This window comes from Caballeronia sp. LZ032, from assembly GCF_031451315.1.
Classification (GTDB): Bacteria; Pseudomonadota; Gammaproteobacteria; order Burkholderiales; family Burkholderiaceae; genus Caballeronia.
Genome location: NZ_JARUXP010000003.1, coordinates 905,131 through 921,860 on the forward strand (window position 1 = coordinate 905,131; position 16,730 = coordinate 921,860).

16 protein-coding genes are annotated in these 16,730 nt (G+C 62.8%); 7 read left to right on the forward strand and 9 right to left on the reverse strand.

All coding sequences use genetic code 11. The features are described 5' to 3' along the window. From QCE69_RS25510 to QCE69_RS25520, 3 genes are all read right to left on the reverse strand, one after another. Positions 1 to 996 carry an ABC transporter substrate-binding protein gene (locus QCE69_RS25510; RefSeq protein WP_309933669.1) on the reverse strand — a complete coding sequence of 332 codons (996 nt, stop codon included), beginning with the start codon at positions 994 to 996 and terminating at the stop codon, positions 1 to 3. Positions 997 to 1,184: 188 nt separating this feature from the next. Beyond that, the gene (locus tag QCE69_RS25515; RefSeq protein ID WP_309924252.1) at positions 1,185 to 1,934 is read right to left on the reverse strand and encodes a GntR family transcriptional regulator; all 750 of its coding nucleotides are present in this window, start codon (positions 1,932 to 1,934) and stop codon (positions 1,185 to 1,187) included. Positions 1,935 to 2,004: 70 nt separating this feature from the next. Then, on the reverse strand, positions 2,005 to 2,880 hold the full coding sequence (locus QCE69_RS25520; RefSeq protein ID WP_309933671.1) for a LysR family transcriptional regulator: 876 nt from the start codon (positions 2,878 to 2,880) through the stop codon (positions 2,005 to 2,007). 500 nt (positions 2,881 to 3,380) lie between these two features. On the opposite strand from QCE69_RS25520, the gene QCE69_RS25525 reads away from it, so the two are divergent. Next, the gene (locus QCE69_RS25525) at positions 3,381 to 4,076 is read left to right on the forward strand and encodes a GntR family transcriptional regulator (protein WP_309933673.1); all 696 of its coding nucleotides are present in this window, start codon (positions 3,381 to 3,383) and stop codon (positions 4,074 to 4,076) included. 13 nt (positions 4,077 to 4,089) lie between these two features. Here the strand turns inward: QCE69_RS25525 and QCE69_RS25530 are convergent, their stop codons facing one another. Then, a complete protein-coding gene (locus QCE69_RS25530; RefSeq protein ID WP_309924260.1) occupies positions 4,090 to 4,554 on the reverse strand; it encodes a universal stress protein in 465 nt (154 codons plus the stop codon). A gap of 177 nt (positions 4,555 to 4,731) precedes the next feature. Here QCE69_RS25530 and QCE69_RS25535 point away from each other — a divergent pair, with 177 nt between their 5' ends. Next, entirely contained in the window at positions 4,732 to 6,000 is a 1,269-nt protein-coding gene (locus QCE69_RS25535) for a LysR family transcriptional regulator (protein WP_309924262.1), read from the forward strand. A gap of 130 nt (positions 6,001 to 6,130) precedes the next feature. Beyond that, entirely contained in the window at positions 6,131 to 6,799 is a 669-nt protein-coding gene (locus QCE69_RS25540) for an O-methyltransferase (RefSeq protein ID WP_309924264.1), read from the forward strand. 51 nt (positions 6,800 to 6,850) lie between these two features. Here the strand turns inward: QCE69_RS25540 and QCE69_RS25545 are convergent, their stop codons facing one another. Next, a complete protein-coding gene (locus QCE69_RS25545) occupies positions 6,851 to 8,425 on the reverse strand; it encodes a SulP family inorganic anion transporter (protein WP_309933675.1) in 1,575 nt (524 codons plus the stop codon). 82 nt (positions 8,426 to 8,507) lie between these two features. Further along, positions 8,508 to 9,155: a carbonic anhydrase gene (locus QCE69_RS25550; RefSeq protein ID WP_309933678.1), complete on the reverse strand. Its 648-nt coding sequence runs from the start codon at positions 9,153 to 9,155 to the stop codon at positions 8,508 to 8,510. 276 nt (positions 9,156 to 9,431) lie between these two features. Between QCE69_RS25550 and QCE69_RS25555 the strand changes: the two genes are divergently transcribed. Then, positions 9,432 to 10,253, forward strand: coding sequence for an alpha/beta hydrolase (locus QCE69_RS25555; RefSeq protein WP_309934190.1), 822 nt, complete (start codon positions 9,432 to 9,434; stop codon positions 10,251 to 10,253). Positions 10,254 to 10,330: 77 nt separating this feature from the next. After that, the gene (locus tag QCE69_RS25560) at positions 10,331 to 10,741 is read left to right on the forward strand and encodes a hypothetical protein (RefSeq protein WP_309933680.1); all 411 of its coding nucleotides are present in this window, start codon (positions 10,331 to 10,333) and stop codon (positions 10,739 to 10,741) included. 24 nt (positions 10,742 to 10,765) lie between these two features. Here the strand turns inward: QCE69_RS25560 and QCE69_RS25565 are convergent, their stop codons facing one another. Beyond that, positions 10,766 to 11,521 carry a FadR/GntR family transcriptional regulator gene (locus QCE69_RS25565; protein ID WP_309924270.1) on the reverse strand — a complete coding sequence of 252 codons (756 nt, stop codon included), beginning with the start codon at positions 11,519 to 11,521 and terminating at the stop codon, positions 10,766 to 10,768. Between the two features lie 549 nt (positions 11,522 to 12,070). On the opposite strand from QCE69_RS25565, the gene QCE69_RS25570 reads away from it, so the two are divergent. Next, the gene (locus tag QCE69_RS25570; RefSeq protein WP_309924272.1) at positions 12,071 to 12,496 is read left to right on the forward strand and encodes a hypothetical protein; all 426 of its coding nucleotides are present in this window, start codon (positions 12,071 to 12,073) and stop codon (positions 12,494 to 12,496) included. A gap of 42 nt (positions 12,497 to 12,538) precedes the next feature. Here QCE69_RS25570 and QCE69_RS25575 read toward each other — a convergent pair whose 3' ends face one another. After that, a complete protein-coding gene (locus tag QCE69_RS25575; RefSeq protein WP_309933682.1) occupies positions 12,539 to 12,787 on the reverse strand; it encodes a hypothetical protein in 249 nt (82 codons plus the stop codon). Positions 12,788 to 12,960: 173 nt separating this feature from the next. Here QCE69_RS25575 and QCE69_RS25580 point away from each other — a divergent pair, with 173 nt between their 5' ends. Beyond that, the gene (locus QCE69_RS25580; protein WP_309933683.1) at positions 12,961 to 15,630 is read left to right on the forward strand and encodes an excinuclease ABC subunit UvrA; all 2,670 of its coding nucleotides are present in this window, start codon (positions 12,961 to 12,963) and stop codon (positions 15,628 to 15,630) included. Here QCE69_RS25580 and QCE69_RS25585 read toward each other — a convergent pair. Further along, positions 15,621 to 16,364 carry a YdcF family protein gene (locus QCE69_RS25585; RefSeq protein WP_309924276.1) on the reverse strand — a complete coding sequence of 248 codons (744 nt, stop codon included), beginning with the start codon at positions 16,362 to 16,364 and terminating at the stop codon, positions 15,621 to 15,623. The genes QCE69_RS25580 and QCE69_RS25585 overlap by 10 nt on opposite strands. Positions 16,365 to 16,730 lie beyond the last annotated feature (366 nt).

Below are 16,730 nucleotides of genomic sequence, written 5' to 3' on the forward strand. Positions count from 1 at the left end.
TCACTTCGCCGCGCGCAAGTCGGCGGGCAACTGCGATTCGTCGATGATCTTCGTCCAGTCGAACGCACCATCGGGGATGGCCTTGACGAGAATCAGGCCCTTGAGCACTTCGTCCATGCTCTTGCGATCGAAGCCGCCTTCGCTCCAGTATTTCGGATCGGCATCGAGCACGTTATTGATCGCCGAGGCCGCGACGCCCGGGTCCATCTTGTACTGCTTCGCGAGAATCTGCGCGGACTCCTCGCGATGCGCGGCAATGTACTGCACGGCCTTGCGGCGCGCCTTGATGATGCCGCGTATCACTTCCGGATGCTGCTTCAGGTAGTCCGTGCGCACGATGCCGACGGTCTGCGTTTCGTTGGGCACGATATCGCTCGAACGGAACGCGATGCGCAACTGATCCTTCTTCGCGCTATAAGACGGCTCGGTCATGTAGGCCACGTCCACGGCGCCCTGCTGCAGCGACGTCAACATGCCGCTCGAACTGCCGACCGGCTTGCGCTGCACCTGCCCCGTCAGACCGGCACGATCCAGCGCGATGGTGACGATGGTATCGGTCGTGGACTTCGGACTGCTGTAGCCGATGGTCTTGCCCTTCATCTGCTGGATGTTGGTGATCGTGCCGTTCTTCTGTTCGACCCACACGAGATCCGCGAGGCTTTGCACGCCGCCATGCACGATGGTCAGGTCGACGCCCTGCTTGACCGCCGAAATAGCCGCAGGCAGCGCGACTTCGCCGTAAGGAATTTCGGATGCCATCGCGTTGCGCACTGTCGTGCCGCCGCCTTCGGAGGTGATGAAACCCGTGACATCGACGCCTTCTTCCTTGAAGAAACCCTTGTCCATGGCCACCGCGAAGGGCACGCCGTACATGCCGTCGCCCCAGTGCGTGACGGTGAGCGGCGCGGCCTGAACACGAGCGGTCCCTGCTATGAGTGCAGCGGCCGCCATGAAAGAAAACAGACCGGCTCTCCCAAGCTTCCCAAGGGCAAACATGTAGGCGTCTCCGTGCATGAACGGCGGCTTCGTCCGTCGTGCGCGAAGTCGCGCACAGGCGGCCGCCTTTTGATTCTGGACACAGTTATCGCGGATAACCGTGCAAGTTAATGTATGCATTAAATTCGTGAAAGTCCAGTTTGATGCAGGGCGGAGATACCCTTGTCTGGCACGCGCCAGACGATGTATCAGGCCTGCTGAATGCCGTATTGCTGCAGCACGGCGGTTTGATCACGCCAGCCCCGTTCGCGATGAGCGCGGTAGAGCGCACTCGCCTTCGCTGCATCGCCGCAGCGCAATGCTTCGATGATCGCGCGATGTTCCTCGATCGACTTGGCAGGCTGCGGATGCGGTCGGACTCGCTGCGTGAAGCGCCTGACGCGATGCACCTGGTCACGGCAATTCATCACGATGCTACGCAGCCGCGCATTGCCGCTGAGCGCCACGAGGCTTTCGTGGAAGACCTCGTCCGCTTCGGCCCAGGTCAGCATGTCGCCGGCTTCGAGTGCGCGGACCATCGTGTCGCAGGCATCGACGAGCGGCGTGAGATCGACGTCGGGCTGCGCGGCGACGAGCCCCGCGGCCGTGGATTCGAGGCTGATCAAGACCTGATAGATGTGTCGGATGTCGGAGATCGACGTGGGAACGATGCGAATGCCGTGACGCGGCACGATTTGCACAAGTCCCTCTCCCTGGAGTCTCAACGCAGCCTCGCGGATGGGCGTGCGGCTGAAGCCCAGCATCAGGCCCAGTTCCTGTTCGAGCAGATAGGATCCCGGCGTGAGTTCGCTTTCGATGATGCGGCGACGCAGTTCGCCGTAAGCGAGATCCGCTGTGTTGAGCCGGGCGGGCTTGGCGGTGGCGACGGGATGATCGTTCGAGATGACCTTCACGCGCCTTGCTGGATGCGGCGCGACCGTGCTGCGCGATGCGGCCATGCTGGACTCCCTGAAGGAAACTCCGCGTTGAGCCGATGGTACTGCATCGGAACCTTCATCATCCAACCCATCAAGCGCGCGCAAGATGGGCGACCAGTTTCTTGCACGCCTCGGGCAAGGCATCGGGGGAGCGTATGGCGATCAACAGTTCGCGCATCGCCCAGGTATCCGTGAGCGGAACGAAGCCCAGCCCGTGCTGCCGCGCCACCGCTTCCGGCATGACGCCGAAACCAAGCCCCGCTTCGATCATCAGGCACTGGGCGTCGTAGCTCGACACCTGCATCCGCACCCGCACCGAGCGCCCTATTTCGTTGGACGCCCGCGTGAGACTCAGCGTGATGGCGGCGTCGACGGGCAGCGTGATGAACTCGTGTTCGAGCACGTCGGCAAAGGCCGTCGCTTGCCGCTGCAGCAGCGCGTGTCCGGGCGGCGCGACGAGTACAAGGTGATCTTCGCGATAAGGCATCGTATGGATCGCATGACCATGCGGAAGGGACGTGAAGATACCGATATCAGCCGCATTGCCGGCTACCGCGCGCACTACGTGCACGCTCGGCTTCTCGTCGAGTTCGATGCGCACATGGGGATGGAGCACCGCGAACGACTGGAGATCGCGCGGCAGGAACTGCACGATCGACGAGACATTCGCCACGATGCGCACGACGCCGCTCGTGCCGCCCGAGTACTCGCGCATCTGCACGACGATGTCGTCGATCTGATGCAGTGCGCGATGCGCGAGCGTCCTGAGCCGCTCGCCCGCTTCGGTGGCTACGACACCCTTGTTCGTGCGGCGCAACAAGCGCACGCCGATGGAAGACTCGATCTCGCTGATGCGACGGCTGACGGCGGCGGCTGCAATGTGTTCGCGTTGCGCAGCGGCGGCGATCGTGCCGGCATCGACCACGGCAAGGAAGAGTCTCAGCGAGAGCGGATCGAGCGTCTGCATGAACGATGTCCTCGTTACGGCCAGCAGTTCGCGTCGTCTTTTTGGGGGCGCTGGCCATCGCATGCGGCGATGGCGGCATGACGAAGCGTTGCTTTGCCGTCATCGCCGCATCACGCAGAATGCGCGCAAACGTTACCGTCTGACGGAAAGACATGCAATAGGCATCTTTTGACAACTTTCTTTTTGCACGACACCACATCCTCATCACGCTCGGCCGCACATGGGCGGCAATCGGCCTCGGGGGCTTGGCGTTGCCGCAAGAAATCTGAGGTGCGATCGGCTTCTCTCCCGATCGCGCGGCCGCGCGCAAGTCCATTTCAGCCGCCCCTTCGGGGGCGGCTCTTTTTTGCCCGGAAAGCTCCGGCGCCGTACTGTTCAATGCATACATTAAACAATGCGGCGAGTTTCTTTTCTTATAATGAAGACAGCCTGTCGCCCGAACGATCAGCGGGCCGACCTGTCCTCCGTGCATCGACGGCAACGTTATCGGAAAGCCCAGCATGGCTCCAGCCCGACCCGTTGAAGCAATCAGCAAGCCACGCGAGAAATCCACCGACACGGTCTATCTCGCGCTGCGTGAGCAGATCCTCAGCAACGCGCTGCGGCCCGGCACCCAAATGCTGGAACAGGAACTGGTGCAGTGGTTCGGGGTGAGCCGCACGCCGGTGCGCGAGGCGCTGATCCGCTTGCAGAATGAACGCCTCGTACAAATTATTCCGCGTCACGGCATGCGGGTGCGCAATGTGTCGCTGACGGACATCGAGGAAGTGTTCCAGGTCCAGACCAGTCTCGAAGCCACGGCCGCCGCTGCCGTCGCCGCGCGCAAGCCCGGCGTGAAGGAGTTCAGGCCGCTCGAAAAGGCCTGCACGGACATGGACCGCGCACTGGAGAAAGACGACCGCGATGCCTGGGCCGCGGCGCATGACGCGTTCTATGCGCGGCTCGTCGAACTGAGCGGCAATCCGCGTCTCATGCAGATCGTCGGCGAATGCGTGGATCAGGTGCGCCGCGTGCGCGAACTCACGCTGCGGCTGATTGCGCCAGATGCGTCACAAGCACAGACCTTGCGCAAGGTAATTGAAGCCTTGCGCCAGAGCGATGCCGAAGCGGCACAGGCGCTGTGCCGCGACAATCGGCTGCTCAATCTTCAGACGCAGGTCGAAGCGCTTCAGCGCTACCGGATCCTCGACGTCTGAGCGGCTTCATGCGCTACGCGCATTGCAACGTGCGCGGGGTCGGGGCATACGCAATCAGCACGTTGCGGCCGGTCCGGCGGCGCACGATATTGCGCACATGATGCATGCCGATACCGCCGAACGACGACCTGCCCGCACCCAGCACGATGAGATCCACATCCAGCCGGTTCGCTTCGAGGGCGATCACGCCACCGATGCTATGGCCGTCCTCCGGTAGCCTGCGCGTTTCCCAGTCAGCCTTCATGCCCGCGTTCGCCAGCATCTTCTCGCAATGGCCGCGAATTGCCAGCGCGAGTTGATCGACGAGCTCGGGCATGTTGCAGAAAGTCTCCACTGACCACCCTGCCCACCACGGCGCGGATTCGATCACGTGCAGCAGCGTGATGCGGGCAGCGTTGCCGCGCGCGAGTTCGATGGCCTTCGACAAGGCGGCTTCGCTGAAGCCGGGGCCCACGGCGACGAGAATATGCGGGTACATGGCGTTGCCTCCGTTCGTTGTACGGCACTCTTTTCGAGTGACCGTCGTTGTTTGCATGAAGGCATGATGGCCGCGCAAAGTTAGGAAAGACTGAGCCTGACATTCCTCGCGATGCTTCTGATGCCGCGGCTCGCGATAAATTAAACTGATGGCATCATCCCCGCACGCCGCACGCTCATGGACTCTCGCGATCTTCTCAACCTTGCCTACCTGCGCGCGTTCCGCCTCGTGGCGGAGACCGGCAGCGCCACGCGCGCCGCCGCCGCGCTGTTCCGCGCGCAATCGGCGGTCACGCGTTCATTGCAGGAACTGGAGGCGGCCGTTGGCGAAACCTTGCTGGAACGCCGTCCATCAGGCATGTTGCCCACGCCCGCCGGACGCGCCGTGCTGCTGCGCTGCCAGCGCATCTTCGCGGAACTGGAGGAACTCGCGCAGTGGTGCGCGGCGCGGCAGTCGCGCCGCAGAACTGCGGCGGCCAGCACGCTGCCGGCGTTCCTGCTCAATACGCGCCGGCTGCAACTGTTCTCGGCGCTCGCGCGCCACCGGCACATGCCGAGCGCGGCGCAAACCCTTGGACTCAGTCAGCCCGCCGTCAGCAGCGCCATCCGCATCATGGAAACGGGTGCGGGCATGCAACTGTTCTATCGCAGCCCGCGCGGCCTCCTGTTGACCAGCGAAGGCGAGACCTTCGTGCTGCACGTGCGCCGCGCATTGAACGAACTGCGCCATATCCCCGACGATCTCGCCGCTCTGCGCGGCACCATTCAGGGCGTGGTGACGGTCGGCGCGCTGCCGCTCGGCCGTACGCTCATCTTGCCGGGCGCCATCGCCCGCGTGGCCGCACAGTATCCGGGCGTGCGCATCGTGACCGATGAAAGCGCGTACGAAACGCTCGTCGCGGGACTGCGCGCAGGCGAAATCGATTTCGTGCTCGGCGCGCTGCGTCCGAACGATGCATCGAGCGGACTGGTGAACGAGCGCTTCATGTCGGAGGATATCGTCGTGATTGCGCGCAGCGGGCATCCGCTTGCTCGCTCACGCGGCCTGGCGCTCGCCGATCTCACCACCGCTCAATGGATCCTGCCGCGCAACCAGGCCCCCGCGCGTGGCATGTTCGAAGCACAATTCAAACGCGGCAAACTCAAACCGCCGATGCCCACCGTCGAAACAGCGGACCTCGCCGTGATCCGCGGCTTGCTGCTGCATACCGACATGCTTGCGGCCGTATCGGCGCAACAACTGCATTACGAGCGCGAATCGGGACAACTGGCCGTGCTCGACATCGCGATGCAGAACACCCGGCGCGACATCGGACTCACGCTGCGCGCGGGCGGCTCACCCTCGCCGGCCGCGCGCGCGATGATCGACGCGCTGCGTCTCACCGTCGATCAACTGGGTCATGCCATGCGTCGCGATGCACAAGCTGCCGTGATGTCACGCGCATGACAAGCGCGAGGTGCAATCTGAATTATTTATCGGGGCAGCGGCTTTTGCGGTGCGTGCTTGCGGTGCTGTATGGTGACAGTCGCGCATGGCGTGAACCGCAGGACATCCCAGCGAATAAAGAGGAGTTGGCATGAACGAACAGCAGTGGATCGCAATGGACGAATACCTTTGCGAACGAACCCAGGCGCCGGATGAAGTGCTCGAAGCCGCGCTGCGCGACAGCGTGAACGCAGGATTGCCCGCCATCAACGTCGCGCCGAACCAGGGCAAGATGCTGCACATGCTTGCGAAGCTGCGCGGCGCACGACGCATCCTCGAACTCGGCACGCTGGGCGGCTACAGCACGATATGGCTCGCGCGCGCACTGCCTTCGGACGGCACGCTGCTGACACTGGAAGCCGTCGACGCGCATGCGCACGTCGCACGTGGCAACCTTGCGCGGGCGGGCTTGTCGAGCGTGGCATCGGTCATCGTCGGCGATGCGGTGCACACGCTGCGGTCCTTCGTGCGCGACGGCATCCCGCCGTTCGATTTCATCTTTCTCGATGCCGACAAGAAAAGTTATCCGGCTTATCTCGATCTTGTCCTGCTCCTCAGCCGCCCGGGAACGCTGATCGTCGCCGACAACGTGATTCGTCGCGGGCGGGTACTGGAAACCGGCAGCGATGACCCCGACGTGAATGGCGTGCGCACCTTCTTCGACATGCTCGCCACACATCCCCGCCTCGACTCCACGGCGATCCAGACAGTCGGAAGCAAGGGATGGGACGGCTTCTCGATGTCCATCGTGACTGAATGAAGTCATCAGGCACGCCTTGCGCGAGGTGCCGCGCAAGACGTGCAGCGAACGCTATTCCGATGCGGTACGCGGTCTTGCCGTGCCGAACCAGCGGTTCCGGACAGGCGTGAACGTTTCCTCCTCCACACGCGGCATGTTCCGGCATTCGACGTGCATGTTCCGCGCAGGCGCAGCGGCCACGAACTTGTCGATCTCCTCACGGACATCCGGATCGACATAGTCGGCTCGCGAAGCATCGAGAATCACAACGGCCCCGTCAGGGATCGCGGCGAGTCGGCGCTTCAGCGTCACCTTGCACAGAAACGACACGTCCTTGCGGAACGACAGCAGGTAATGGTCATCGTGCTGCGCCATCGTGATCGGGCGGCGCAGGTTGGCGCGCACGGCGAGGAACAGACTGCATGCAATGCCGATCACGATGCCGATCAACAGGTCGGTGAGCAGCACGCCCGCAATGGTCGCGATGAACGGTGCGAAACGTTCGAAGCCTTCCTTCGCGACGGACGCGAATAGCGACGGCTTGGCAAGCTTCAGTCCCGTGAAGATCAGAACGGCGGCGAGACATGACAGCGGAATCAGGTTGATCACACTCGTCAGGCCGAACACGCTCACGAGCAGCAACACGCCATGCACGAATGCAGACCAGCGGCTCTGTGCGCCCGCCGTCACGTTTGCCGAGCTGCGCACGATCACCGAAGTGATAGGCAGCGCGCCGATTGCGCCGGCCAGCATGTTGCCGATGCCCTGCGCCTTCAGTTCACGGTCCGGATTCGCGGTGCGCTTCTTTGGATCGATCTGCTCGACTGCTTCGAGGCTGAGCAACGTCTCGAGACTCGCGACGATCGCAAGCGTCACCGCAAGCCGCCACACGCCGGGATTGAGCAGTTGGGAGAAGTCCGGCAGTTCGAGCGCTTTCGTCAAGGCCGTGAACGATTCGAGCGAGGGCAATGCCACGCGATACTGCTCGGGCGGCGCGAAGCCCGGCGCAAAGCGGTCGATCAGCAGCGTAGCGCCCACGCCGAAGACGACCACAGCCAGGGGACCGGGCACCAGCCGCACGAGGGCGAAGCGGCGCAGCGCGGCCGTTTCCCACGCCGCGAGCATGCCGAGCGAAACGACCGCGATGACGCAGGCCGCGATCGATACATGTCCATAGGATGTGGACAGCAAGCCGTCACCGCCCGTGACGTGGACACCATCGTTCGCGAATCCCGCGGCCAGCGGAATCTGCTTGATGATCAACAGAAGGCCGATAGCCGCCAGCATGCCCTTGATGACCGACGAGGGCACATAAGCGGCGAAGCGTCCCGCCTTGAGCATACCCAAGCCGAACTGGATCATGCCCGACAACAATACGGCGAGCAGGAACGCGGAGAAGCTGCCCAGCCCTGCAATGCCACCGACGACGATCACGATCAACCCCGCCGCCGGGCCGCTGACGCTCAATTGCGAGCCGCTCAGCAAGGCAACGACGACGCCGCCGATGATGCCCGCCATCAAGCCGGCAATCGGCTCGACACCGGATGCATTGGCAATGCCGAGACATAATGGCAATGCCACGAGAAACACGACAATGCCCGCGAATAAATCGCGTGGAAGATTGGCTAAACGATTAGCTGCTTTCATGGTTCATTCCGTTTACGCGAGTGAATGCCTGCGAGCGTCGCTTTCGCGACATCGCATAAGAATCAACGGCTGAATTGAGTGCCTAGACTGTTTCAAGCAGAGCAGCGCTTACCTGATCGCTGCCTTGATGACCGGATTCGTTTTCATAACCTGAAGCCAGCACCTTGAGATGTCCGTCATGCAGGCCGAAGATCCACCCATGCACGAGCGGAGGGTTATCGCGTTCACGGATGATGGCGTGCTCGCGCAGCAGACGCACCTGTTCGAACACGCTCAGTTCGGCGAGCCGATTGGCGCGGGTATCGAGGTCCGCAAAGGTGGCGAGATGGTCGCGATGCGTCTCGCCCAGTGCGCATAGCGGCGCGATGCGGCGATTGACATGCGGCAGGTCGTTCGACAACGGCAGCAGCGACGCACGCACGCCGCCACAGCCGTAATGGCCGCAGACGATGACGTGATCCACCTTCAGCACACGCACCGCATATTCGAGCACGCTCAACGTGTTGTCGTCGGATGGACAAAACAGATTGGCGATGTTGCGATGAACGAAGAGGTCCCCGGGATCCGCATTCGTCACGGTCTCGGCAGGCACGCGGCTGTCCGAGCAACCGATCCACAGCACGCGCGGGCTTTGACCTTGCGCCAGGCGCGGAAAGAAGTCCGCATCGGCATGCGCTGTTTCACGCGCCCAGGCAATGTTCTCCAGCAACATTCGTTTAGGTCGTTTCATCCACATTCTCCATAAGCGACATTCAAATAAATAGGGACAAGGTTTAACGCAGCGTGGCGCGCATTCTTACGAATGACTTTCGCAGAAAAAGTTCAGGCAAGTCCAGAGAAAAAATCCAATGGACTGAGAAACCTGTTTTTTGTGTGTTGCTTGCGATTCAATAGCTTTATTCATTACCTTGCATGCACTGTTCCGATGCATGCTCGCAAGGGAGATTCGCATAACCGCCCGACGGTGTCTGTTAATCTTTGTGCTCTATCTTGCCGATCTTCCAATATGACATTTCAGACAGGCCAGTCTGTTTCTTTTGCCGATTTGAACGGCGGCGCATATCCCGTGCGGGTCGAATACGAATGGCTCAATGCCGAACGCGGCGATGCGCACATCGCCGTATTCCTGCATGAGGGACTGGGATCGGTCAGGTTATGGAAGCGTTGGCCACAAGTGTTGTGTGACCGGCTGCAATGTCGCGGGCTGGTCTTCTCGCGTCCGGGCTATGGGCGCTCGACTCCGCGCCGGCCCGGCGAAACCTGGCCGGTCAGCTTCCTGCATCATGAGGCGCAGGTCGTATTGCCCGCGTTGCTCGATGCGTTGCGCATCGATGCCCGGGAGCGCGCCCGCATGTGGCTCATCGGTCATAGCGACGGCGGCACGATCGCCCTGCTCCATGCCAGCGCATTCCCCGATGCTCTGGCGGGCGCCGCCATCATGGCGCCGCATGTGTTCGTGGAACCCATGACGGTGCAGGCGATCAGGGAAACGCGCGCGGTCTATGAGACCAGTGCGCTGCGCGACAGGCTGGGCGCCTATCACGATGACGTGGATTCGGCCTTTTACGGCTGGAACGACGCGTGGCTCAATCCCGAGTTCCTGCACTGGGACATCACCGCCGAGATCGCCGCGATAAGAAAGCCGCTGCTCGCCATTCAGGGACACGATGACGAATATGCATCGATGCTGCAACTCGACAGGATTCAGGAAGCCGTGCCGCACGCGCGGCTCGTCAAGCTGTCGCAATGCGGACATTCACCGCATCGCGATGCCGCCGATGCCGTGAACGAAGCGATCGCCGCCTGCATTGCGGAACATCGCGAATGACGCTGGCGTGAACGCACGCTGGACCGGCATGTGCTACGGGCCGTGATAACGTCACCGCTATCCGCAGGGAGAACACCATGTTGCTTTCCGATGAAGAACTGGCGCGTTTGCAGGACGTCGCTCCTTTCCTGGCAAGCGAGGCACGCGGCGCACTGGAAGCCGAGGCGCCCTATCAGGTGACCGCGGAACTGGCGTCGCACCTGCAGCCCGGCTTGCGGATACGAGCACCGGGTGCGCCGACGACCGATGCCGACCCCGATGCGCCGCCTTACCCAATCGATCTGTTCGTAGGCTTGCCGTTGAGCGAACTGCGTGCGCTCTCGCATGCCGATGAAGCCACACGCAATGACGCCCTTGCACGTTTCGGCGCGGGCTTCTCGCCACGCCTGCTGCGCGCCATTGCGAAGATGGCGCCGCACGAAATTGATCTCGATGCAGGTGTGCAGAACGAAGCCGGCACGCTCTCCGTGATGCTTGACGAGGCGTAGCACGCAGGCTCCAGGCAAGGCGGCTCAGCTCGCCTCCTGGCCCTTCCCCGAAGCCTCATGCGCGCGACGCAGACGCTCCCGGCTGTTCGACAGGTGCATGCGCATTGCGGCGCGCGCGGCTTCGGGATCGCGACGCTCGATGGCGTCGAAGATATCTTCGTGCTCGCGATTCACGCGATCTAGATAGCTGCCGGGATCGTGATGAGCGAGCGCCGCGGAGTTGACCCGCGTGCGCGGAATGATGGTGTTGCCAAGCTGGCTCAGGATGCTGTGGAAGTACCGGTTGCCGGTGGCCTTCGCGAGTTCGAGGTGGAAGGCGACATCGGCGGTGACCGCACTGCTCTCGCCCGCTTCGATCAGGCGTTCGAACTCGTCGAGCGCGCGGCGCATCTGCGCCAGATTCTCGTCCGTGCGGCGCATTGCGGCGAGCCCGGCCGCCTCGGCTTCGAGGCTGATACGCAGTTCGAGAATCGCCATCACGTCGCGTACGGTGAGGTCGCCCGCAGCTTCGATCTGGAAGCGGTCGTGATCGGTTGCCTCCAGCACGAAGGTGCCGATGCCATGCCGCGTCTGTACGAGACGCGCGGCCTGCAGGCGCGAGATCGATTCACGCACGACCGTGCGGCTGACGCCGAGCTGCGCCATGATTTCCGATTCCGTCGGCAGCTTGTCGCCGGGCTGAAGTGCACCGCTGCGAATGCGCTCCGACAACTCGGCGACAACCTCCTCGGTCAGGTTGCGGGAGCGGCGCAGCGCGCCGGACGACAGTGCTTGGGACATGGGAGGACCGGTCTTGAATAGGCTCGATCGCCCATTATAGGGCGCAAGTCAGCTTGTACGATGACTGATCGTTTCCGCGGTTTTTGTATGCATCATGCAGCATGCCAAAGCTGAGACCGCCATGCCGCTGCGACGAACTGCCCCGAAAAAACCTTGCGTTTCAATCGATTAGGGCCGCATCAAACCGTTGATAATCGGTCCTTTGCGGCGTAAAGTTCATGTACCGCATGAAGTGAACACGCCTGGAACCGCAACCGTGGGCTCCGGGTGTCGGCTGTATCTGCCCCGGCACCCGGCCAGTGGGTTCATTTCGTCGCCAGGCTCGCGTATCCCGGTCCGCATCCGTTGGATTCGCCATCTCCTCGCGCACTCGCGAGCCTGAATAAGGGTTTTCCGGCGTGTCGCTGCCGCGCCCTCGTGCGCCGCTCCCTGTGCCTCTCGCGCTTTTCCCGATCCCTCGGGGCGACAACCGGTATGAACCCGTGTTCACAAAGGCTCGCTTCACGGCGATACTGAATTCGTGGCACCGAGGCAGCAAGGAGACAGGCAATGATGCGAGAAGTATCCGGAGCTTTTTTCGGCTCCCGCAAGCTCGACGAAGCACTCGAAGACCTCCGCGCGGAAGGCATCGCGGGAGACCGTGTCCGCGTGGCCAGCATGACCGGCTTTGCGGACTTTCACAGTTCGGTGGTGCAAAGCGCGGCGGCGCAAAACCAGTGGATCTCAGCCGAATACGCCGGTCACGGCGAACATCTCGGCGTCGTCGATACGCATGAGTACCCGTTCGGTCTCGACATCACCGGCGACGACATTCTTCCGTCGTTCGGCGCGGACGGCGGCGACGCCGACACGCTGTGCGGCCTGACGCGCGTGGTCGTCAGCATCCGCGATGAAGCGGAGATGCGCGCAGTCTGCGATATCTTCTCGCGCCTCGGGACCGACGACATCGACATCGAAGGCGTCGCGGCAGCCTGAAACATTTCGCGCGGACGCGTGCTCCGGCCGTGCTCGTCATCATCACTGCGCGCTGGACGGCGCGGGCTTCGCCTTCTTTTTGTGCTTCAAATGCAGGCCCTGGCGCGTACTGCCCGGCACGGAGGTATTGTCGCCTCCGGCCGTCGGTCCGGCAGTCGCCGCGCCGTGCGCATTGCCTCCGCCTGAACCGCCATTGCCGTTCCCGCCCGCCATTGCAGCGCCCGATACGCCCATCGCCAGGCTCGCCGTCAGTGTGAGCAGTATCTTCAATCCGCTTGTCTCTGATTTCATTGCATTGCCTCTCCTATCAGTCTCATCACGGTTCTGAACGAGCGCTGACGCCCACGCAATCCACGCGTGAAAGAAATTCTCGCCCGCATTCTGCATTCAACATGCATAACGCAAAATGCCATCCGGCATATGGAATGCTGCATGCAATCTCGAAGCCATCACCACTTTTTGCCATGGATGTCCGCAAAGCCCATCACGCTGTCGCCGCACACGACGATGCCAATGAAAAGTCCAGAGCAGGTTTCGTGCGCGTTCGCGGCGCGCGTGAGCACAACCTGAAGAACGTCGATGTCGACGTCCCCCGCGACGCCCTCGTGGTCTTCACCGGCGTCTCGGGGTCCGGAAAATCCTCGCTGGCATTCGGTACGCTTTACGCGGAAGCGCAGCGCCGCTATTTCGAATCAGTCGCGCCGTACGCACGACGGCTCATCGAACAGGTCGGCGTGCCGCAGGTCGATTCGATAGAAGGCCTGCCGCCCGCAGTCGCGCTACAGCAGCAGCGCGGCGCGCCGAATGCCCGTTCTTCCGTAGGCAGCGTGACGACCCTGTCCAGCCTCGTGCGCATGCTGTATTCCCGTACGGGCAGCTATCCGCCGAAGCAGCCCATGCTTTACGCGGAGGACTTCTCCCCGAACACCGTGCAGGGCGCGTGTCCCGTCTGCCATGGCCTCGGACGCGTGTACGAGGTCACGGAGAAGTCAATGGTGCCGGACGACTCCCTCACCATCCGCGAGCGCGCCATCGCCGCGTGGCCGCCCGCCTGGCACGGTCAGAACCTGCGCGACATCCTCGTGACCCTCGGCTATGACGTCGACACCCCCTGGCGCGATCTGCCGAAGAAGGACCGCGACTGGATCCTCTTCACCGAAGAGCAGCCGACCGCACCGGTCTACGCCGGACTCACACCGAAGGAAACCCGCGCGGCATTGAAGCGCGGCGCCGAGCCGAGCTATCAGGGCACCTTCACCGGTGCGCGGCGCTACATCCTGCATACCTTTGCGCACACGCAAAGCGCATTGATGAAGAAGCGCGTATCGCGCTTCATGGTGGGCAGCGACTGCCCTTCGTGCCACGGCAAACGGCTGAAGAAGGAAGCGCTCTCCGTCACCTTCGCGGGACTGGACATCGCCGGGTTCGCGCATCTGCCGATGAACCGCCTCGCCGACCTGCTCGCGCCCATCGCACGCGGCGACTGGTCCACGCAGACGCAGCCGCATGGCGAGACATTGGACAAGGCCGCTCGCCGCGCGGCCACTACGCAACGAGTCGCGGCCGGCGGCTCGGCTCACAAGGCGGCGCCCGATGTGCGCCGCACCGCGAATCTTTCGGACGAAAAACGCGCCGCAGCCGAACGCATCGCCGCCGATCTGCTGGAGCGCTTACGAACGCTCATCGATCTTGGCCTCGGCTATCTGTCGCTCGACCGCGCGACGCCCACGCTCTCGTCCGGCGAACTACAGCGCCTGCGGCTCGCCACGCAACTGGCGTCGCAACTGTTCGGCGTCGTGTATGTGCTCGACGAACCCTCGGCCGGACTTCATCCTGCGGACAACGAGGCGCTCTTCGTCGCGTTGCAGCGTCTCAAGGCCGCGGGCAATTCGCTGTTCGTCATCGAACACGATCTGAACACGATGCGCCGTGCCGACTGGCTCGTCGATGTCGGTCCGGCCGCGGGCGAAGGCGGTGGTCATGTGCTCTACAGCGGCCCGCCGGAAGGCCTTGCAGCCGTCGATGCCTCGCAGACCCGTGAACACCTGTTCGCGCAACATCGTGCGGTCGAGCGCGCGCCGCGCCGGCCGCGTGGCTGGCTCAGGCTTGCGCGCATCGAGCGCAATAACCTCGATGGCGTCGATGCCGCCTTTCCGCTCGGCGCCTTCACGACGGTCACCGGCATCTCGGGCTCGGGCAAGTCGAGCCTCGTCAGCCAGGCTTTGCCGGAGCTCGTCGCCGAACACCTCGGACGCGCCCTCGACGACGCCACCGAAGACGAATCCGACCCATTGCTCGCGACACCGGACGCGCCCGCAGGCGGAAGCATCGTCGAAGGCATGGAGACGATCAGGCGTCTCGTGCGTGTCGATCAGAAGCCCATCGGCCGCACGCCCCGCTCGAACCTCGCGACCTATACCGGCCTGTTCGATCACGTCCGCAAGCTCTTTGCGGACACGCCGAGCGCGCGCAAGCGCCGCTATGGCGCGGGCCGCTTCTCCTTCAACGTCGCACAGGGGCGCTGCCCCACGTGCGAAGGCGAAGGCTTCGTCAGCGTCGAACTTCTGTTCCTGCCGAGCGTGTACACGTCCTGCTCGACCTGCCACGGTTCGCGCTACAACGCGCAGACACTGGAGATCGAATGGCACGGCAAGAACATCGCGCAAGTGCTGGACATGAGCGTCGATGCCGCATGCGCTTTCTTCGCCGATGAACCCAACATCATGCGTGCGCTTGCCGTGCTGCGCGACATCGGGCTCGGCTATCTGCGCCTGGGTCAGCCGGCCACCGAGCTATCGGGAGGCGAGGCGCAACGCATCAAGCTCGCGACGGAACTGCAGCGCGCCCATCGCGGCGACACGCTCTATATCCTCGACGAACCCACCACCGGCCTGCATCCCGCCGACGTCGACCGCCTGATGCGCCAGCTGCAAGGGCTGGTCGATGCGGGCAACACGGTGGTCGTCGTCGAACACGACATGCGCGTGGCCGCGCATTCCGACTGGGTCATCGACATGGGCCCGGGTGCCGGCGAGGATGGCGGCAAGGTGGTGATTACGGGTGTTCCCGATGCAGTCGCGAAGCATGCCGAAAGCCGCACTGCGCGCTATCTGAAAGAAGCGCTTCAGCGCTGAGCACCGGGCTGCACGCCCGGATACAGACCGATCCAGTGCCACACCCAGAACCGCATGATGCCGATCAATTCATGCAGCGCGAAGTTCGAATCGATCCATCCTTCAGGATGCGGCACCCACCATGATTTGGGATTCCGTATGAAGGCTACGCCGGGCTGCGGATCGATGCCGAACACCTGAAAAGCCAGCAGCGCGCGCTGCATGTGCAGCGAGGACGTGACGAGGATCGACGTGTCGTATCGCCGCGACCGTAGGATTTTCTCCGTATTGCGCGCGTTGGCGTAAGTGTCGAGACTCGTGTTTTCGAGGATCAGGTCGCGGCTTTCGACACCCCGTTCGAGCAGCAAAGGTCCGATGACATCCGCTTCGCTCAGCTCGTGACGCTGCGGATTGCCGCCGCTCACGATCACGAGGCAGTCCGGTTCGCGCATCCGGCACCGCTTGTACAGCGACGCGCCGAGATCCACGCGTGTGATGGTGTCGCCTTTCGGAATCAAATGCCGGTTGCGGTCGTACTCGGTCCCGCCGCCGAGCACGATGATGACCGTGTGCGGACCGAAGCGCGGCTCGGTCATGACGGCATGCCCGTCGTTTGCAAGCCTCATCAAGGGTCCGGCCAGCCAACTGCCGACCAACCAGAAGAAGGCGCCCGCCATCAGCAGAACCGCCACGCGGCGCTTCCTCCACACGATGAACAGTGCGACGAAGCCCAGCAGAAAGGAGAACAGTACCAATTACCTCACCCCGTGAGTCAGTTTTCAAATGCCTTGCAGTCTCGCATAGTTTTTGCAAGGCACAGGCTCGTGGAAGCTGCAGGTCTTACCTGAAGCAGTGCAGCAGCCAGTCTGAAGGATTGACGCGAAATGCTGCGTGCCGGATATCGCACATAGCACGCCTTTGCTCTTGAAGGCCCACCGTGCGCCATCGCACGGACGTCCCGGCCTCGTAATTCGTTAAATACGATCAAACAACAAACAAGAAGGTGAGTGCGAGGGCTCTCGTGAAATCGTCTTCACGAAAGTGAACAACACCACCCCATTTCGCTCCGGAGCGAAGACGACATTCGACCACCACGCTACGTCGCCTTCCGGATTTAATGC

Excerpts from the sequence above, each read along its gene's own strand:
- QCE69_RS25550 (WP_309933678.1), bottom strand. The coding sequence starts at position 9,155 with ATGAAACGACCTAAACGAATGTTGCTGGAGAACATTGCCTGGGCGCGT.
- QCE69_RS25510 (WP_309933669.1), bottom strand. The coding sequence starts at position 996 with ATGTTTGCCCTTGGGAAGCTTGGGAGAGCCGGTCTGTTTTCTTTCATG.
- QCE69_RS25530 (WP_309924260.1), bottom strand. The coding sequence starts at position 4,554 with ATGTACCCGCATATTCTCGTCGCCGTGGGCCCCGGCTTCAGCGAAGCC.
- QCE69_RS25545 (WP_309933675.1), bottom strand. The coding sequence starts at position 8,425 with ATGAAAGCAGCTAATCGTTTAGCCAATCTTCCACGCGATTTATTCGCG.
- QCE69_RS25535 (WP_309924262.1), top strand. The coding sequence starts at position 4,732 with ATGGACTCTCGCGATCTTCTCAACCTTGCCTACCTGCGCGCGTTCCGC.
- QCE69_RS25520 (WP_309933671.1), bottom strand. The coding sequence starts at position 2,880 with ATGCAGACGCTCGATCCGCTCTCGCTGAGACTCTTCCTTGCCGTGGTC.
- QCE69_RS25515 (WP_309924252.1), bottom strand. The coding sequence starts at position 1,934 with ATGGCCGCATCGCGCAGCACGGTCGCGCCGCATCCAGCAAGGCGCGTG.
- QCE69_RS25580 (WP_309933683.1), top strand. The coding sequence starts at position 12,961 with ATGGATGTCCGCAAAGCCCATCACGCTGTCGCCGCACACGACGATGCC.
- QCE69_RS25570 (WP_309924272.1), top strand. The coding sequence starts at position 12,071 with ATGATGCGAGAAGTATCCGGAGCTTTTTTCGGCTCCCGCAAGCTCGAC.
- QCE69_RS25555 (WP_309934190.1), top strand. The coding sequence starts at position 9,432 with ATGACATTTCAGACAGGCCAGTCTGTTTCTTTTGCCGATTTGAACGGC.
- QCE69_RS25560 (WP_309933680.1), top strand. The coding sequence starts at position 10,331 with ATGTTGCTTTCCGATGAAGAACTGGCGCGTTTGCAGGACGTCGCTCCT.
- QCE69_RS25525 (WP_309933673.1), top strand. The coding sequence starts at position 3,381 with ATGGCTCCAGCCCGACCCGTTGAAGCAATCAGCAAGCCACGCGAGAAA.
- QCE69_RS25565 (WP_309924270.1), bottom strand. The coding sequence starts at position 11,521 with ATGTCCCAAGCACTGTCGTCCGGCGCGCTGCGCCGCTCCCGCAACCTG.
- QCE69_RS25575 (WP_309933682.1), bottom strand. The coding sequence starts at position 12,787 with ATGAAATCAGAGACAAGCGGATTGAAGATACTGCTCACACTGACGGCG.
- QCE69_RS25540 (WP_309924264.1), top strand. The coding sequence starts at position 6,131 with ATGAACGAACAGCAGTGGATCGCAATGGACGAATACCTTTGCGAACGA.